The 19490-nt window shown below is 35.4% G+C and carries 15 protein-coding genes and 1 pseudogene; 12 read left to right on the plus strand and 4 right to left on the minus strand.

All coding sequences use genetic code 11. The annotated features are described in order from the left end of the window. Positions 1–18: 18 nt before the first annotated feature. Positions 19–903, minus strand: a complete 885-nt coding sequence (locus MSHOH_RS00800) for a hypothetical protein (RefSeq protein WP_239451129.1) — start codon at positions 901–903, stop codon at positions 19–21. A gap of 662 nt (positions 904–1565) precedes the next feature. Between MSHOH_RS00800 and MSHOH_RS00805 the strand changes: the two genes are divergently transcribed. Beyond that, complete coding sequence (locus tag MSHOH_RS00805; RefSeq protein WP_082089454.1) at positions 1566–1763, plus strand: hypothetical protein; 198 nt, start codon at positions 1566–1568, stop codon at positions 1761–1763. A gap of 416 nt (positions 1764–2179) precedes the next feature. Here the strand turns inward: MSHOH_RS00805 and MSHOH_RS22435 are convergent. Further along, positions 2180–2338 (minus strand): annotated as a pseudogene (locus tag MSHOH_RS22435) (transposase); the annotation flags it as partial. A gap of 451 nt (positions 2339–2789) precedes the next feature. On the opposite strand from MSHOH_RS22435, the gene MSHOH_RS00810 reads away from it, so the two are divergent. Both MSHOH_RS00810 and MSHOH_RS22440 read left to right on the plus strand, forming a co-directional pair. After that, a complete protein-coding gene (locus MSHOH_RS00810; RefSeq protein WP_048136715.1) occupies positions 2790–2987 on the plus strand; it encodes a hypothetical protein in 198 nt (65 codons plus the stop codon). A 450-nt stretch (positions 2988–3437) separates the two neighbouring features. Further along, entirely contained in the window at positions 3438–3686 is a 249-nt protein-coding gene (locus tag MSHOH_RS22440; protein WP_204245370.1) for a hypothetical protein, read from the plus strand. Between the two features lie 268 nt (positions 3687–3954). Here MSHOH_RS22440 and MSHOH_RS00815 read toward each other — a convergent pair whose 3' ends face one another. Continuing rightward, entirely contained in the window at positions 3955–5214 is a 1260-nt protein-coding gene (locus MSHOH_RS00815) for a CPBP family intramembrane glutamic endopeptidase (RefSeq protein WP_239451131.1), read from the minus strand. Positions 5215–5750: 536 nt separating this feature from the next. Continuing rightward, positions 5751–6638: a DUF1616 domain-containing protein gene (locus MSHOH_RS00820; RefSeq protein ID WP_048136716.1), complete on the minus strand. Its 888-nt coding sequence runs from the start codon at positions 6636–6638 to the stop codon at positions 5751–5753. Positions 6639–7482: 844 nt separating this feature from the next. On the opposite strand from MSHOH_RS00820, the gene MSHOH_RS00825 reads away from it, so the two are divergent. The 9 genes from MSHOH_RS00825 to MSHOH_RS00865 all read left to right on the plus strand — a co-directional run bounded on the left by MSHOH_RS00825 (position 7483) and on the right by MSHOH_RS00865 (position 19483). Further along, complete coding sequence (locus tag MSHOH_RS00825; RefSeq protein WP_048136717.1) at positions 7483–8454, plus strand: glycosyltransferase family 2 protein; 972 nt, start codon at positions 7483–7485, stop codon at positions 8452–8454. Positions 8455–8686: 232 nt separating this feature from the next. Beyond that, complete coding sequence (locus MSHOH_RS00830; RefSeq protein WP_048136718.1) at positions 8687–9658, plus strand: glycosyltransferase family 2 protein; 972 nt, start codon at positions 8687–8689, stop codon at positions 9656–9658. Positions 9659–9688: 30 nt separating this feature from the next. Further along, on the plus strand, positions 9689–10792 hold the full coding sequence (locus MSHOH_RS00835) for a glycosyltransferase family 4 protein (RefSeq protein WP_048136719.1): 1104 nt from the start codon (positions 9689–9691) through the stop codon (positions 10790–10792). Next, the gene (locus MSHOH_RS00840; RefSeq protein ID WP_239451133.1) at positions 10793–11857 is read left to right on the plus strand and encodes an SDR family NAD(P)-dependent oxidoreductase; all 1065 of its coding nucleotides are present in this window, start codon (positions 10793–10795) and stop codon (positions 11855–11857) included. A 48-nt stretch (positions 11858–11905) separates the two neighbouring features. Beyond that, a complete protein-coding gene (locus MSHOH_RS00845) occupies positions 11906–13012 on the plus strand; it encodes a glycosyltransferase family 4 protein (protein WP_048136720.1) in 1107 nt (368 codons plus the stop codon). A gap of 37 nt (positions 13013–13049) precedes the next feature. Continuing rightward, entirely contained in the window at positions 13050–14180 is a 1131-nt protein-coding gene (locus MSHOH_RS00850; protein WP_048136721.1) for a glycosyltransferase family 4 protein, read from the plus strand. An 89-nt stretch (positions 14181–14269) separates the two neighbouring features. Continuing rightward, positions 14270–16258 (plus strand): hypothetical protein, encoded by a 1989-nt coding sequence (locus tag MSHOH_RS00855; protein WP_052730651.1) that lies wholly within the window; start codon positions 14270–14272, stop codon positions 16256–16258. 1 nt (position 16259) lies between these two features. After that, complete coding sequence (locus tag MSHOH_RS00860; RefSeq protein WP_048136722.1) at positions 16260–17453, plus strand: glycosyltransferase family 4 protein; 1194 nt, start codon at positions 16260–16262, stop codon at positions 17451–17453. Between the two features lie 566 nt (positions 17454–18019). After that, a complete protein-coding gene (locus tag MSHOH_RS00865; RefSeq protein WP_048136723.1) occupies positions 18020–19483 on the plus strand; it encodes a flippase in 1464 nt (487 codons plus the stop codon). The last annotated feature ends 7 nt before the right edge of the window (positions 19484–19490 follow it).

Below are 19490 nucleotides of genomic sequence, written 5' to 3' on the forward strand. Positions count from 1 at the left end.
TCATTTAAGTTGAAATTTTTATTTTTGTGTTGTTTTTCTCTTTGAATAAATAACAAGAGTTAAAACTGCTGTTCCCATTCCTCCCAGCATGTAAACCGTATCTACGGGCAATCCTGCTTTCTTAGCAGGTTGAGGCTCCTGAACTTCTACTTCTTTATTTTCTCCTTGTTCAGTGCTTTGATTCAGATTTAACTCGGTATCTTCTGTTTCTTCCTGAGTTTCTGAGGGCGTTTGTTCCATGTCGGATTCTGTTTCCTGTAGTGAATCCGATATAACAGCTGGAGTTTTTCCTTGCAGGGTTACTTTTTTTGTGATGCCTCCTACTCTTATTTCAAAGTCTCCTGGAGGAACCGCTTTTGTATTATAGGAGTAACTGAAGTCCCCGTCTGAGTCTGCTTTTATTTGTTGAACAGCTGTAATTTTCAGGTTCACAGTTGAAGTTTCCCCTTTAGCATCTCCATCCATCTTTATCTGATATGTTCCCGGAGGGACACTTGACTGTGTTACAGTTGCAGTATTCCCGGAAGCTTCTGAGCTTTTAGTTATCCATATCAGCATTTTTACCCTAACATTGAGGTTTCTGGCTTCACTGGCCTGGACCGTAAAGCGGTTCTTGAACCCTTCAGGGATTTCCACGTCTTCTAATATGTACTCGTACTCTCCCCCCGACGCCTGAACAGCCTTTTCAAAAGTTACCTGTACTTCAACTTCCTCTTCTGGAGATGCACTTCCTTTTATACTAAGGGTATCTCCAAGAACAGGTTTTTCAGGAGATATTTCCCAGCTGCTAACTGCTGCAGATGCAGGTGAAACTATTAGTATAGCCAGAATCAGAATCGACAGAGAGGTAATTATAACGTTATGTTCTTTTCTCTTTTTATGGAGATGAGCGAGTTTTCTCACGGGAACTACTCCTTTCAAACTTGGGATATGCTCATTATTTTTAATATGTACGTATTTAAATTTTTTGAGATCTTTAACAATATTTAATATTTATAATTACATTGCAGATAGATATTCTTTAAATATTTTTCCTTAATGTTGCATTAACTTTTATTGATAGTAATTTAGATTCTCTGTAAATTAAATATAAATCTTATGTTTTATTTTTGTTTTTAATGGCAAATCCTAAGTCCTACTAATTTTTAAATTTTTATAAACTGTACAACTAAATATTTTATTCTTTCACTTCCTATTCTTTTTTTAGTAAATGCAGTAGTAATGTTATTTAATGTTTATATTCTTTTCTCGTATTTTTCCTGCATGATTATAAAAACATTTTTAGCTCATATCAGTGTATAAAATCTCAAACCTTTATCTAGATATTGATTATTTCTTGTATTGCGCTGTATTCAGGCAATTTGTTTATTATTTTTGTTATATTAATAAACTAATTATTGTCTATCAATAGTCTATTATCTGAGGAAACTTTTTTATATCATGCAACCCTCCTATTTGTATAATTTCACAAAATCTTGAGTGAAACTAATTAATTATTTATGGGAGGTATCTTTGTGTTATTAAGTATAATTTCATCTAGTGCCATTTCTTCAAGTGCAATCTCTATGGTTACAAGTCCTGGGCTTCCTCAATACGGTGCCGCGGTAGTTGTCGGGTTGATCGCTCTTCTTTCTTTAAAAGAGATCCTATCAGCATCCGAGCACTGGGACAGGTCCCTTGACAGTTCCTTTAATCTGACAATCCTGCCTTTGCTCTTCAGTTTTGGTGCAATTGTCGTTTTCAAGGTTGCAGAAGTCATTTAAATTCCAGGTTTCTGGAATTATCCTTTTTTTGCCACCAATCAAATTTCGTGCATTTCTGCACTATTCTTTTTAGTGAGTCTTCTCTGTGTTTTGACTGACGATTTTTTGTTTTTCTTTTTCAGTTTGCTAAGGCTATCTTCAGATACTTGTTCTACCTCTCAGTCAGAAAAACGGAGAAAATAAACAGTATTGAGAACATTTCATAAGAAAGTAAATAGAAAAGTAAGCAGAAAAAAGATGAATTACTCAAGGAAGATAATAAGATCAATGACTCAAGAAAGATAAAGTGGATGAAGGAAGAATAAGGTGTAAGGATAAAGGGTCAGAGATAAGATAATGTGAGTTGTTCAGATGATTAAATGTATTAGTTTCTTTTTATTACTGGGGAGCGTGGAGAGTCACGAATACCCCAATTTTCAAGTTGGGATGAAGTGAACCCTCGCTGGCTTTTCTATGTGCTCTGGACAAAGCTTGAACAATCTGTAAGAACTGCCTCCTTTTAGGTGCTGAATTACCTCGGATAATGAGGTGCTTGGATGAAATTCCAGAAACAAGTGCATATGATCCTCTACCACTCCATGGCATATGTGACTGCAGACTCAATCAAGCAGTATATTGACGATTTCCAGGGAAAAACAAAGAAAAAGTTTCGATCGAGTAGATTAAAGAAATCTGGACAACTAAGTCTAGAAGATTTCTAACTATCCGAGAAATCGGCGGACGACCCGAAGCAATTTGATTTTATATGGATAACTAATTAAAAATCTCAATTTCCTATCTGCTTAGTAAGAGTGTAAAATTGATATCATTTTTTGTATTAAATTAATTATATTTTCTTATATTTTTTCACCTACTAGTATAATATTTTCAATCTTAATATTTTTAGGAAAAGCTTCTTATATTATGTAATCTTTTATATGAATAAGTCCCAGAATAAATTGGGTCAGTTTAATTCATATTTACGGGGGTATCTTTGTGCTATTAAGTATAATTTCATCTAGTGCCATTTCTTCAAGTGCAATCTCTATGGTTACAAGTCCTGGGCTTCCTCAATACGGTGCCGCGGTAGTTGTCGGGTTGATCGCTCTTCTTTCTTTAAAAGAGATCCTATCAGCATCCGAGCACTGGGACAGATCCCTTGACAGTTCCTTCAATCTGACAATCCTGCCTTTGCTCTTCAGTTTTGGTGCAATTGTCGTTTTTAAAATTGCAGAGGTCATTTAAGTTCCAGGTTTCTGGACCTTCATTTATTCTTCTATTCTATTTTTTGGTATCTGTATGCAGAAATCTCAATCAGACTTTTTGTGAAGTTTTATCGGCTTTTTTTTATATCAATTCTTAAATTAATCTAACTTGTTAAAAACAGGTTTTCTAATATTTCTGCTTCTTATTTTTGGTACTTTCTCTTTCTTGATGTTTATTTGTCTTATAACTAAACATTCTATAACTCAGTTTATACCTTTACGTATCCTTAATTTTGAAACCTTGTATTATTGCCTTAATAGCTAATATGTGAGTTTACCTACTCTTAAAATTTAGAGATTAGTGAAAAGTATTTTATAGTATGTTGTTTTATTATGTCAGTAACCTAACATTATTTCAATGATTTATTATTATACCAGTGATATTCCATGCTCACGGTATATCTTTTAATATTTGCAGGGGTGTCCGCATATGCTGTTAAGTGTAATTTCATCCAGTGCTATCTCTTCAAGTGTAATTTCCATGATTACAACCCCAGGACTTCCTCAGTATGGGTCCGCTGTAATTGTCGGGCTTATTTCTCTACTTTCTTTAAAGGAAGTCCTCTCTGCGTCCAAACATTGGAACGGTCGTCTTAGCAATTCTTTTAATCTGCCAATTGTTCCTTTACTGTTGAGCTTTGTAGCTATTGTTGTTTTTAAGGTCGGCACGATTATTTGAGATTATTATTCTGATTTTAAAAATTTCCTTCCTATATTCTTTTCATTAATTTTTTATCGCTCAAATAGTTTTATTTTTCTTTAAGTATTATCTCCTCAGGTCTACTTAAAGTCATATTTTTTTCTGTTTCCCTTCATCTTCTTTAATGTTTTTTTAGAAAGAAAATGAAAAAAGGAAAAAAAGGTTCGGTAAAAAAGAAAAAAGGCTGAAATCTTATATTCTCGGGAAATTCCTCAAATTAAAGCTTACATGGTTTTTTATTAAGAATTCAAAAACCAGGCAATAGGTTTAGCTGGTGAGGCAAGATCCCGAAAAGGAAAACGTTGACGAATCCGTGGAGGACAGCAACAAAGGGTAAACTTTTTGTTTTGTAGAAAGCAAGGCCCATGATAAGTCCTACAATGCCTGTATAGAAAATTTCATAAATAGTGCCATATCCTGAGTGCATTAGCCCGAACATAAAACTTGTAATTAACAGGGCCTCCCACACGCTGAGAGCTTGCTCGAGCCTGCTCTGCAGGATTGATCTGAAGATAAGTTCCTCAACAAGCCCTACGAAAAAGACCATAGTAATGGTGAGCTTAAGCAGATTTACGAAAGTCAGGTCCGGAATCAGGTAGCTTGCTCGTATTGTAAGGTATTCTCCAAGTCCCATCAGGAAGCCAAGAGGAACTGAAAGAAGCATGTAAGGTACGAAATGTTTCAGGGTTATCCCAATTTGCTCAAGGGAGTCCCGCTGATGCAGTACAATTACCACTACAGGAATTGCCAGGGGCCCGTAGATAAAGACGAAGGTGTAAAGAGTAGTCTCAAAAAAGATTGGCATTGAAAGGTTAATCAGTCTGAGCACCGGGAGAAGCATAAAGGCCTGGTAAATTCTGTGTATCTTCGGATCCTTTAAGAATATCTCGGAAAGAGAGAGAGCAATAACAATTCCTATATGTACCCAGACAGCAGCTCCCATTCTGCCTGAAAACATAAGAAGCTCTGCCAGGGTTATGCCCAGGATGGGAAATGCGGTAAGGAGCCTGAGTCTTGTGGTTTCGAATTCTTCCTCATTAATTTCTTCAATTTCTTCGGGCTCAGTTGTTTTGAAAATTTTAGATAAATGGAAATTTTCCATCATCTTTTTTTGTAAATTCGGGGTTTCTCTAAGAATGCGTAAATATCCAAATAAAATCAGAACTGCTGCCCCGATTCCCACGATTGTATAGGCAATATCTATCTTCTGTTCAAGCTTTAGAAATGGCTCTGAATCTTCATAAGGATCTGTAGCTCCGAGCTCTACTGTTTCTCCCGAAGTTTCGGCATGTATCTTTTCTGAAACAGAATCCATGTCTGGATAAGGAGACAAACTCAGGTTGCTATTCGATGCGGCAGCTGGAGAAATTACTATTGATGCCAGAATCAGAATTGAAACGATGATTAGAAAGTTCAGTTCTTTTTGCCTTTTGTGAGAACTAATTAGTTTTTGCACGGAAATTGCTCCTCTTCCAGATCCAGACGAGTTCAGATCTATTTTGCGCATATCTTATTAAAAGTTTTTCGTGGGTTTTTATTATTCGAGTATCAGGAAGGTCATAAGGGCCGGTATTATACAAGCTTTTCTTGTAAATATTATATAAAGTTTTGTAGATAGTCAGCTTTTTAAAATGTCGAATTTTGATCTGTCTGATTTCCCTTAAGACTGGAATGGGTGGATGTTTAGTTTTTCCCTTCGCTACACCTGAGCCAGTTGCTTAAAGCTTAAGTAAAAAGAACCCGAATTCACAGGATCAATGTTGAATTACTCCCCAAGATGACTTACTTCTTTTCATTACGAGCTTTTCGTTCTACTGTTAAAGGTATCGTTATTAGAGAACTTTTATACGGCACGGCAGTAAATTTATTGAGGAGATTTTGCCAAATGGTCAAAATCTAGCCGAAAATCTCTGGATGCTGGCAAATGCAGGTCAAAAACTGCCGTCTGAATTTTGCATTTACTGGAGTAATATTTAAGACTGAGCCTGATTGCTCAAAGGTCTTTGCTCTAGCTGCACCTTTTTGCCTCCAGAAGTTTATGCCTCAGTTTTCTGTTGAACTCACGTTTATCCAGAGATGTAGATCCCTGTAGGGTGTGTTCTTGTCTGTCTCGTTGAAGAGCAGGAACTCAAGTTTCATATCCTTTCCCTCTACCGAAGGAGTGAGTGTTAGTGGCTCTTCCCAGGTCTCGTTATGGGCGAGTGAAACCTGTTGCATGTTTCCGGGTAGGGGAAGGGACTCATTTTCAAGCCTCACGTCCAGTGTGTAATTTACAGGGCTGTATTCATGATTTACGACTCCGACAATTACTCTCCCGCTTTCCCCAAGTGTATAGTTTGTTGGGTAATTGTCAGCCATCCCTTCAGGCCCCAGGATATAGAACTCTGTGAAATGTTCTCCTTCTTTTGGGGTGATTACCACATAGAAAAGAGTTGTAACTGACAGAAGGATAGAGAGAATCAGAATTATTGTCAGAGCCCTGTCGAGTCCTGGTTCCGGCTTTTCCAGGATTTCAGCTTTAAGTTCATTTGCTATTCTCCTGAAGGGCACTTCAAAGGCATCAGCTTCGGGAAGTTTTTCCCGTCTCAAGTATGCAAGCCAGCACATTAAAAGTGTAAACAATGAAAGGCTTGTCAGGATTGGCAGAAGCCTTATTCCCCAGGGCGTGTAGTTGAGCCCAAGACCAATGAGGGGCACGACTGCAATGCTTAACCCGAAGGAAAGAGCTGTCCTTTCGATCCCGTCAAGGTCGGATTTTGCAGGAAAGAGTGCAGCAATAAGGGCATACCCTGGGAGGAACAGTACAAGAGGCAGGCCGACGATATTACGGATTACAGTTTCACTTAATCCGGGCACGAGTACGAAGAGATCGGTAAGGATCACAAGCCCGATAACGGCCAAAAGGTCTGAAGGAACTTTTTTTCCGGTCATTGAGGTCATCCGGCATATAATTTAAAGACTTATTATATCTCTCTGGTTTTTTTCAGAAGAATAAGAAGAGTAACTATTTTTTCCTAATACATTTTATTCTTTCGCTTCTTTTTCAATTCGTGTATTATCAGCTAGAATTTTTTTCTGTTCTTCTGTATTTCTTATGTCTTGCTGCGCGATTTTTCGACTTTTCTACATCATCTTCACTTTTTTCTAAGTGACTTTTTTCGTAGACCGATAGCTTTATTATTTTTCTTCATATGTATATTTTTTGATTAAGTCTATTTTAGATTTAACTCCCCTTGGGAAACCCAACCAAAGAATTCGGAAAGATCTTTCTAAAGTTCTTTTCTTTTTTGCTTCTCTCTTTATCCGGATATGCGGCAAGTTGTAAATATAGCTATGTAAAATTTTATGACTTCAAACCTCTGGTAAGGATGTCTAAAAATTCTGGAAAATTTACGGTACCAGTGTACTGAAATCCAGAGTGCTTACAATGCTGTTTTCTCTAAATTATTTTTTTATTTTTTGATATTTATTTTTTCCCTGTCGCAATTTTATAACTATTTTTTTAAAGTCTATAGTTCAATAGTATATCATTATATTTGTCCAACTAAGGCTTGCTTGCTATTATTATTTCTGACGTATTATTATTATATTGTTTATTCATCAATAAATATATATAGTCATGACATATATGTCATTCTAAAAAATTAAAGTGCATTTCGTACTCAAACAGTTATTCAATAAACTCTATTCATTGCGAAATTACGATAGTAAGTAACTTTTAGGCGTTTATAACTGTCTCTACTTTATAATATTAGTTAAAAAGGGGGTCATACAAATGAGTAATGAACTGCTTATGGACAACAATACTCAGTACTCAGCCCATATAGAAAACCAGCGCTTCAGGGAGTTCTCCTCTCAAAATATAACTGCTATCCTTCCAGTCTGCAATGAAGAAGTTTCAATAGGGAGTATAGTTCTTCTCACCAGACTTTATGCAGACAATGTAGTAGTGATTGATGACGGCAGCACTGACCGCACTACTGAAGTCGCTAAGAAAGCTGGAGCTCAGGTGATTGTACACAAATTCAATCAGGGAAAAGCTGAAGCTCTCAAAACCGGATTTAAAATTGCAGTCGATCTGGGCGCAGATATTATAGTTACTATGGATTTGAACAGCCAGCACAACCCTGCTGATATCCCAAAGCTCGTTGCTCCTATCATCAAAGGTGATGCTGAGATAGTAAATGGCAGTCGCTATCTGAATCATCCGGGTAAAAATGACTCTATCTACCGTCGCATAGGTCACACCATGCAGGATACAACTGCAAAAATGAACTTAAACCTTGGAATTACTGACACGCAGAGCGGTTTCCGCGCCTACGCAGCCTCCACAAAAGACATTTTCCGCTTCAGCGGCAAAAAAATAGCCATAGAAAATGAAATGCTTGCTGACGCAGGGAGGTCAGGCATCCGTATTACCGAAGTAGAGATCGGAGCCTACAATAACTCCGAAACTTCAATCAGAAATCCGGCAAAGTACATGCTCGGCACCCTGAAGACTGTGGTTGAAGACATAGAAAACAACAGGCCTTTGTACCTCTACTCCGTGCCAGGTTTTGCCCTTGCAACATGTGGCTTTTATATGGGGTTCAAATTCATGGAAGCCTTTTTCCTGGGCAGTGCAAACCTTAATTTCGGGCATACCTTCCTGATGGTTTTCCTGGCCCTTATAGGAGTATATATGACTTTAAAAGGAATAGTAGCCCATTCGATGGAAGGAGCTTTCAGACAAGTAGATCTTGTTTGATATTTACTCTAATACTTTGAATCTTATTTAGCTAACTTAACTAATTAAGATCAAACAATTATTCAGATGCGAGGATTAGATCATTAAACTAACTAAATTTGCTTTTTGTTCCCCATATGCCTGAATAATTTCAGCCAATTAATACATTCACCTGGTTGATACGTCCAATAATTACTTGATATGTCATTAACGGTCTTACTTACAGTAAATCTATTATCAGAGGGTTATTCAAATGAATCAAGAACGGCTTAAGGGTACAAGCATCCAATTACTATTAAAAAAAGAGGGGAGTCATGATGTAAAAGGTACATCCCCTCAAAATGTTACCGTAGTTCTTCCTGCCTTCAACGAGGAAGTTTCCATTGGTAGCATAGTCCTTCTCACTAAACACTACTGCGACAGTGTAATCGTGGTTGATGACGGCAGTTCTGACCGCACAGCTGCAATCGCCAGGAACGCAGGCGCCCATGTGGTTGTTCACGAGGCTAACAAAGGCAAAGGAGCAGCCCTCAAGACCGGCTTTAAAGCCGCTGCCGACCTCGGTGCGGATATTATAGTTACTATGGACTCTGACGGTCAGCACAATCCTGCAGACATTCCCAGACTTATAGCCCCTATTATTGACGGCTATGCTGAAATGGTCAACGGCAGCCGCTATTTAAGCCATAATGATAAAAACACTCCAGTTTATCGTCGTGTCGGGCAGACAATCCTCGATACGGCCACAAATATGAATTCAGGTCTCAAGATTACAGATTCGCAGAGTGGTTTTCGTGCCTTTGCAGCCTCAACAAAAGATATCTTCCGCTTCAATGCGCAGGGTATGGCAATAGAAAGTGAAATGCTTGCCGATGCAGGTAGATTCGGATTAAAGATCAAGGAAGTGGAGATCGGGGTAAGGTATGATGTTGACTGTTCAACAATAAGCCCGGTAAAACATGGTTTAGGCGTCCTTGTTATGGTTTTAAAAGATGTCGAGTTTAAAAGGCCTCTTTATTTCTTCACAGCCCCAGGAATTGTTCTGGATGCAGGCGGTCTGATTATGGGTGTGATGTTTCTACATAATTTTACGCTTGGCACAGGTCTGTATTTTGGGCCTACGGTACTGATGGTCCTGCTTATTATTGTAGGGACTTTCATGACTTTGACAGGAATATTACTGCATTCTGTGTCTGCAGTTGCGAGGAAAACAGATGTGGTTTAAACTAAATAATTAAAAGGGGGGTCTTTTTTCTTGAAAATACTGCGAGTTGCACCTGATATATATCCTCACACGGTCGGTGGATTTGGTATACATATTCATGAAATGTCTAAAGAACAGGTCAGATTAGGGCATAATGTGACTGTATATACAGCTTCTGAAGGTGTCGAACCTGAGTACAAAGCGGATGATGGTTATTATGTCCGTAATTTCAAGCCACTTATAAAAGTACTTGGCAATTCCATTATGCCTTCCATGCTTTTTAACCTCCTCGAAGAGCAATCCAATTACGATATTGTCCATGCTCATTCACATCTTTTTTTCTCAACTAACCTGAGTGCAGTGGCCAGACAGATCGGCTCAACCCCTCTTGTTATAACTAATCATGGCCTGAATTCTCAGACTGCTCCGAAATGGTTTCAGGACTTTTACACTGCAACAGGTGCACGTCTAACCTTTGCAGCTGCCGATAAAATTCTCTGCTATACTGAGACCGAAAAACAGGAACTTGTTGATCTGGGGATAAAATCCGATAAAATTGGGGTAATCCACAATGGAATTGATACCGATCTATTTATCCCTGCCAGAGATCCCTGTTTTGATAAAAAGGACCTGCTCTGGGTCGGCAGATATGCAAAAGGAAAAGGCCTCGATTACCTTATAGATGCTTTCAGTATTTTGAAAACAAGACATCCTGATGTTACTCTTACTCTGGTTGGTAAAGGCCCGGAAAAAGACCACATTACCCAAAAAGTACGCGATCTGGACCTGGAAAGCAGTATTATCATGAAAGACTTTGTTCCGAATTCCGAGATCGTAAGCATGTACCAGAATTCAAGCGTTTTTGTACTTCCAAGCCTTGAGGAAGGAGTTCCAAGGACGATTCTTGAAGCAATGTCCTGCGGGACCCCTGTTGTTTGTTCCAGATTACCCCAGCTTGTTGATATTGTTGAGGGCTGCGGGTTGCTAGTGCCTGTAAAAGACTCTCAAGCCCTTGCAGACAGCATTTCGAAAGTGCTTTCGGACTCCTCTCTCGCAGAAGAATTCCGGGAAAACGGGAGAAGAAAGGTAGTTGAAAATCATTCGTGGAAAGACACAGTGAAGAAAACGGTCCAGCTTTACAAAGAGTTGATCTAAATGTCCAAAATAGTTATCACAGGCGGTGCAGGTTTTATAGGCTCACATATTGCAGAAAACTTGGCAAAAAACGGACATGAGATTGTCATTGTAGATAACCTTGATCCTTATTATTCTGTTGATTTGAAAATGAAAAACGTAAAGACTGTTCTTAACAGTGGGGATGTCACTTTTGTTAATGCAGATATTACTGACCTTTCCAGGATGGGGCAGATTATTGATAGTACAGTGGACTATGTTTATCACGAAGCTGCCCAGGCAGGGGTAAGAATTTCAGTTGAAGACCCATTTAAGCCGAATGACGTGAATGTGCTGGGCACTTTGAATGTACTTAAGGCTTCTCTGGATGCGGGTGTAAAAAAGGTCATTAATGCTTCTTCTTCTTCTGTTTATGGAAAAGTAAAATATTTGCCTTTTGACGAGCAGCACCCAACAGAACCGGTATCTCCATACGGTGTTAGCAAATTAGCTGCAGAACACTACTGTAGAGTATTTTACGAAGTGTATGGGCTTCCAACTACTTCGTTACGTTATTTCACAGTATATGGACCAAGGATGAGACCTGATCTTGCAATATCAATATTCACTCGAAAAATGCTTGCGAATGAGCCTATTACTGTTTTTGGAGATGGAGAGCAAACCAGGGATTTTACATTTATTGAGGATGTCGTAGAAGCTAACAAGAGACTTCTTGACAATAAGATAACCGATGGAAAGGTTTTGAATATCGGTGGTGGAAACCGAATCAGTGTAAATTGTTTGATTGAAAACCTGAGATCGATTACCGGTTCAAAATCTGAAGTTATTTACGCAGGTAAACAAAAAGGAGATACAGAGGATACTCTTGCAGGTGTTGATCTGGGAAACGAAATGATTGGGTACAGACCGCTATTCAACATTAATAAAGGCTTGAATAATTTTGTAGACTGGTTTAAAACTGAGGGAGATACTCATGGGTTCGATAAACAAGTTAATGTTGCTTCACCAGGTTCGCAAAAGTCAGTGACTTCAGTTGTTCATTTAATTGAATCTTATAAAAAACATGTTTTGTATAATTCAAACTAATTTTATTGAAAAAGAGGCTTAGAAGATTAATACTGTGAATGATTTTTTATGAAAGTCTTAATTTGCGCTTCAGAGTATTATCCTTATGGATCTGGGATAGCCAACGTTGCATATAATGTAGTGGAACAATTGAAAAAAATGGGTATCGAATGCAGTGTTTGCTCTCCCACTGGCCCTGATATCAAGATTCCATATTTAGAAGGACATGGACGCTTAGGCCTAATCCATTTTTGGTACAAAGTAAGTAAATATTTTAAAGATAAGGCTGATGACTATGATATAATCTGGTTGCATTATCCCTTATTTATTGGGAAGATTCCTTTTAAGAACTCTTTGGTAACTGTACATTCTACTGCCTATGGATTTATGAATGAGAATATCTCTCCCAAGTTTTATTACAGGCTTTCTTATTTGCTTGAGAAGCATTGTTTAAATAGATTTAAAGGAGATGTTCGATTTACAGGAGTAAGTTCAAAAACCTGTAGTGAACTGAGCAAAATATTACCACAAGATCAATATATAACACGTATTTTAAATGGAGTAGATACTTCCATTTTTAAACCAGCAGTATCAAAAGATATTTCACGAAAAAAGTTTAATATTCCTCTGGATTCGAAAGTTATTCTTTCTGTGGGAAGGTTAGTAGATCATAAAATGCCATTTCTGATGCTTGGTGTTTTTAACGAACTCCAAAAAAGGACTTCTGATAAATACACGCTCGTAATTGCGGGAAAAGGTAAGTTATTTGAGCCTTTAAAAGAGTACAGTGCCAGTCATAATATTGGTAATGTTCTTTTTCTTGGTTTTATCCCGGATAGTGATTTACCTGATCTTTATTCTTGTTCCGATTATTTCATAATCACCTCTAAATATGAGGGTGGTGAACCGGTTTTAACCATAGCAGAAGCAATGGCGTCTGGTTTACCTTGTATAGCTTCACCTATCCCGAATTTTAAAATTATAGAAAGCTCCAAAAGTGGAATATGTGTTGATTTTTCAGATAGCAAAAAAGCTGTAGAATTGATTCTTAATTTTATTCAAAAAGACAATTCTGAGTGCTCTATATATGCAAGAAATTATGTAGTCCAAAATTTGGATTGGGGTATACTTGCAGATAAATATCTGAATGAATTTAAAAGAATTGTTCCTGAGTAAATGCTTCATTTAACATTTTACTTTTAGGTGGGTTTGGATGGATTACGTAAAATATCAGGATATTGGTTTAATAACCTCTCCAATAGCTATCGCTAATCGAAATCAATTATCAAATTTAGTATATATTATTTCTGCGATTTCAAAAAATATTTATTTCATCACTGGTAATGCCGGTTCTAATATTCTTGAAAAAGATAGTAAAATCCATACTTACCTAATAAGATATAATATCAAAAATAATTTGTTTTTGAAGGTTGTAGCACATGTTGCATTACAATTAAAAATATCATATAAATTTATCCAAATAAATAGAAAAGCTAAAACATGGATTTTTTTTCATGGATCTGGAACTCTATTACTCCCTATATTCCTTGCAAAACTCTTAAGAAAGAAAGTAATTCTAATGCTACCTGGTTCTTCAAAAGCACTCAAATACGCAAGAGATCCTTTTTATAGGGTTGTCAAAATCCTAGAATCTATTAACCTAGCATTATCAACTCAAATCATTGTATATTCAAATATTTTAGTGAATGATTGGAATTTAAACAAATATAGCAACAAAATTTCTATAGCGCACGAGCATTTTCTGGATTTTTCAAGCTTTTCTCTTACGCACCCATATACGGAAAGACAAGACTTGATCGGATATGTTGGGCGTTTAAGCGAAGAGAAAGGTATTTTAAATTTAATAAAAACAGTGCCTGAAGTAATTAAGTGGAATCCTGATATAAGATTTTTAATTATAGGTGATGGAAAGCTACGTAATGAGATAGAATCGTATTTAATTAAGAGTAATATTCTTGAGTATGTTATATTTTCTGGCTGGGTATCGCATGATGAGCTTCCAAAGTACTTTAATCAAATGAAATTAATGATTTTGCCTTCCTACTCAGAAGGACTTCCAAATGTTATTCTTGAAGCAATGGCTTGTGGTACTCCAGTATTGACAACGCCAGTTGGAGCAGTCCCTGATTTTGTAGAAGATGGGAAAACTGGTTTCATTATTGAGACAAGCTCACCGGACTCTATTTTCAGAAATATAATTAGGGCTATGGAATCTCCGATCTTAAATGAAATTTCTAAGAATGCAGCTTTAAAAGTAAGAGCTGAATTTAGTTATGATTCTGCAGTTAAAAATTATGAAAGAGTCCTTTACCCATATAAATGATCAAAAATAAAGTAAGTGAGTAATGAAATTATCAAATCAATTTACTTTCTTTATGTCTAAAATATTACGTTTGGCCCAGGGATCTTAAAATGAAGATTAAAGATTACATTGAAGCTGGTATGCATATTTTTTCAATTGCTTTCCCTTATATCATACCATTCATTCTTCTAGGTGCATATTTATGTATGCTGTTTATCGGCAGATCTGATTCGGCTATCAGAGGAATAGTCATTGCAATTCCAGCAATCATTTCATGTTATTATATTATAAATCTGAAAAATGAGCAAATTGATTTAAAAAAAGATTTATATATTTTTACCTCAGAGAGCAATGTCCTTAATTACGTATTTTGGATAATTTACCTTTTTTCAATAACGGTTTTATTTATCGGCGAAAGCAGGCCCTGGTACTATTTTCTTTTAATCTCATTTTCTTATCTGATCATATTTATACAAATATTTTCTAACATTAAAAAGCCTGCATTAATACTTACAGAGTTATTCTTTGTTATGTCAAATTTGATCTATAGCGTTACTATGAAGTATGGATCATATTTTGGAACAACCGATCTGCTTTCCCATATATTTATGTCTCAGATTACTCATATTTCAGGACATGTAATTCCAGTTTCTCTTAGCAGTTATTCTTATTTTCCTTTATATCATATCCTGCTATCGGAAACATCTTATCTTTTGAACCTTGATATTAGAATGTCTCTTTTTTTAATAGCTGCACCAATATATGCAATCACAATGGTCTTTACTTATCTTGTTTTTTTAAAAATTTCCGGTAATCAGCAAATTGCTCTCTTGTCTTCTTCGCTCTATTCATTAAACTCAACTGTAATATATTATGGTGTAAATTTAATCACAAGAACATTGGCTTTCATTTGTTTTATTATTATATTGTACTTGGCTTATTCAGGTAGTCAGGAAAAAAAACATAGGATGAGGTTCAGAATTCTTTCCATTCTGATTTCCATATTTTTGATCCTGGTTCATCAAGTTTCAATTCCTCAAATCCTATTGTTATTCTCAATCATATTTATTTCAGAATGGCTCACAGGTAACAAGAAATTTTTAAGTAATACTTATTATGTGCTGATGAATGTTATGTTTATTTCTTACTGGGTTTTCGTAGCCTATGTATTTGTCACAAAGGATATAAGCTCAAGACTGAACCCAAACTATCTAGATTCGGTCGTTCTGCTTAGTGGAAACTCTGGAGTATCCCAGAGCGAATGGCTGGGTATATTAGGGCTTTTTGATAAGTCTATATTCCTATTTTTTGCTTTAATTGCAATCGGTTATTTCTTAAAAAATCATAAAAATAATTATGCATCAGTTTTTGGACTAGTCGCATTATTTTCCCTTATCTTTTATATTCCAAACCCGTTGAACTCTGTATGGCAATTTATGGTGCTTTTTAGGTTTGATCGGCTAACGCTACTTGTTAGCCCATTTATTGCTTTTGTAATGGGCGCTGGAATTTATTTATATTTAACAACTGGCTCAAAAATTCATTCTAAACTATTTAAACGTAAATTTATTTTAGTATTTATTTTATTTTCTGTTTTTTCATTTATCTCATTAGTTTACAGTGTCTCTGATTCGGACGATCTTTGGATAAAGTCTCAACATGAGTACTTTAATAATCAAGAACTGGACTGTTTTAACCATATTTCTAAAAAAGTTCCTTTTGGCTCTATTATCTACTCCGATTATCACACGGTGCGATATTTCCCAGGCAAATTTGAAAAATCTCAGTCATTGGGTGTTTCATATTATGGAACTAAAAAAATTAGTAATGTTACTTCTTTGTCCTCTTATAAAGGGTATATTGTAATACGCGAGCAAGAATTGGCAAGAAACGGGCTTTACTTCGGACAGGGTGAGCTTGAATCAAGGGATACGCCTAACTATCTATATGCAGGTACTCCCGAAAATCAGATTGAATTATATTCAAAATTAGAGTTAAATCATAAATTTTATTCTAACTCTGCAGTTTCTATATATCTCAATCAAAGAGATCAATCTCAAAATATGATAACCAATGTTATTCATTCAGAGGAGAAATAATATGGTAACAAAAAATTTCAGAATTTTTTTTATTCATTACAACTACCTAAATTCTAATAATGGCTCAAATACTCATATTCTGGAGCTCTTTCACAATCTGAGCAGATATGCAGATGTTACGCTATTTGTCCCCAAAAGTAAGGCAAGGTTAGAAATGAGAAATATAAGATATATTTCTCACGTAAATAAAAAATTTTTCATAGGTATTTCCTATGAGCTTTCTTTATTTTTACATTTATTTTACGAATGCTTAAGAAATAAACCTAATGTAATTTATCTAAGACAAAATTCTTTTTCTTTCTTTCCTATTATATTATGTAAAACCTTCAAGATTCCCTGTATTATTGAAATAAATGGATTTATTCATGATGAGATATTGATGAATAGGTCATTAAAATCTGTAGCACGTAATCTAGATCATTTTTTGTGTATATCTTCAGAAAAATTCAATTATAAATATTGCAATAGAATTGTATCTGTCACTCAAAATCTCAAAGAGAAGCTTATAGATGCGTACAATATATCAGAAGGTAAAATTGAAGTAATTAATAACGGTGCAAACATAGATTTATTTAAACCCTTAGTCAAACAAGAAGCACTGGATAAGCTGAATCTGGACTCCTCTAATTTCCATATCTGTTTTGTTGGCAATTTAGCTCCTTGGCAGGGAGTTGAATACCTTATTAGAGCTGCTTCTTTAATTTTAACAGAGTATCCTCAGACACGTTTTTTAGTAGTTGGAGATGGTGTTATGAAGAAGGAGTGGTTGCAATTAGCAGAGAATTTAGGAGTGTCGGATAAATTTATTTTTACTGGTAGTGTTCCCTACAACATGGTTCCAATATATATCAATGCTTCAGACATTTGTGTTGCTCCATTTATTCGTGAAAGAAATTCGAAGATCGGCTTATCAGCTTTAAAAACGTATGAATATTTTGCCTGTGGAAAACCGCTCGTAGCAAGCAGTATACCTGGGATAAAAGACTTGATTGAACTTTCCGGCGGTGGAATTTCGGTAACACCCGAGAATCCTGAAGAGCTAGCAAATGCTGTGATCAAGTTACTTCCTGATGAAAATACTAGAAGTTTAATGGGCGATAAGGGCCGTAAATATGTTATTGAAAATCACAGTTGGGATGGTGTTGCAAGAAAAGTATTAGGTGTGTGCAATGAAGCAAGAATTCATAATATCTAATCTTTTGTCTGACTGAACTGTACATCTGGAGAAACTGAGAATGAATATGCTCATCTTACTATAGGATCAATAGAAAAATAGAATAAACCCAAATTAGTTTAAAAAAAGACTAGAATATATTTATTGAGATAAGTTATGAACAATTAGGAGCTTTAAAGAGTTATTTTAGAAAATCAGACGTAATGTCTGGATATGAAACAAAAGCGAAAAATTGAAAAATTCTAAGTACGAATTTTTCATGAGTATTATTTACTGTTCTTGCAGTAATTTTTCTGTTTTCTAGGAGGGTCTAAAACAAATTTATATAATTGATAAAGTCTGCGATACATAACTCTTTTATTTTTTAATATATTTAATATATTTAATTGAGGTCTAAAATTGGATTCAATACAAAAAAATTGAGATGCCCTTTATGCTTTTAAAAATGTTATTTTATACAATCTTTCAAAACTTAATCATAATATTTATTAAAGTTGGATCCTTATTTAACTAAAAATTTTTAGAGTAATAGGAAATCGGATAGTCAAGATAATACCATACCGTTTTCTAGACAAAATGTGATACTCATGCAATACAGCAAATTTGCAAAAGATGTAGGGATAGTAGGGATTACTCAGGCTCTTATCAGTCTTGGTAGTTTCTTTTTACTTCCAATTATTACCAAGACTCTTGGATCTCACAGTTACGGGGTCTGGGTACAGATTAATATCACTATTTATCTCTTAACGCCACTTGCTCTAATGGGTTTATCTATGGGGATCATAAGGTTTCTTTCATCCGAAAAAGATAGAGATAAGATAAGGGAGAGTTTCTTTTCAGTCATAGCTTTCGTTATTCTAACTGGTCTGTTTATATCCTCATTAGTATTTCTATTGTCTGATCTCTTAGCAATGTATATATTCAAAGACATTACCACTTCTTATCTAATAAAAATTGGAGCTTTTTTAATTCCTCTTAGTGCAGTTACTCAAATTTCAACTTTTTATTTTAGAATATTCCGATACATTAAAACTTTTGCTTTGCTAACTTTATTTCAAACTTTTGGGCAACTCTTTCTGACACTAATTTTTCTCCTTATGGGCTTCGAATTGTTAGGTGTTATCTTCGCAGTATTAATTGTCCAAAGTCTACTGTTCTTAATTTCTATTTTTAAAATAGTATCTCAAATCGGATTTAAAGCTCCCCGGTTTAAATATATTCGTGATTATCTGAAGTATTCTGTTCCATTAACTCCAAATTCTCTTATTAGATGGGTTACTGATTCCAGTGACAGGTATATGGTGTCTTATTTTCTAGGATTAAGTCAGGTAGGGATCTATTCAGCTTCCTATGCTATAGGAAATCTTATTCACTTATTTATTACGCCTATTCAGTTAATCTTATTTCCTGAACTTTCCAGATTATTTGATGAGGGCAAAATTGACGAAATAAAAACTTACTTAAGCTATTCTTTGAAATATTTCCTTTTAATAACGATTCCTGCTGTTTTTGGATTATCCGCGCTTTCAAAACCAATTTTAGAAATTCTTACAACTCAGGAGTTCATTTATGGAAGTATTGTTATACCTTTCATTGCTGTTTCAGGATTGTTAGCAGGTATTTTCCAGATAGTTATCAACATTACACACCTGGTGAAGAAAACAAAATTTAATCTATACATTCATTCTTTTGCAGCTCTCTTAAACATAATTTTTAACTTTTTTTTAATACCTTCAATAGGGATTATAGGAGCAGCAATTGCTACTTTAATTTCTTATTTTTTCATGACAGCAATTTGTTTGTATATTTCTTTTAAATACATAGAATTTAATATCGATTCTATTTTTATTTTAAAATGTTTGATTTCTTCCTCCATTATGTCGGGGATTGTCCTTTTAATAGGTCCTTCCAGTATTATGGAGCTTTTAATTTCTATAATATTGGGTATATTTGTTTATTTTTCGGTAATGGTGTTGATTGGAGGTATTAATAATTATGAATTAAACTTTATAAAAAAACTGAGCAGAAATACTATAGCTATGTTTGTTTAATATGAAG

The sequence above is a fragment of the Methanosarcina horonobensis HB-1 = JCM 15518 genome (genome assembly GCF_000970285.1).
Lineage (GTDB): Archaea > Halobacteriota > Methanosarcinia > Methanosarcinales > Methanosarcinaceae > Methanosarcina > Methanosarcina horonobensis.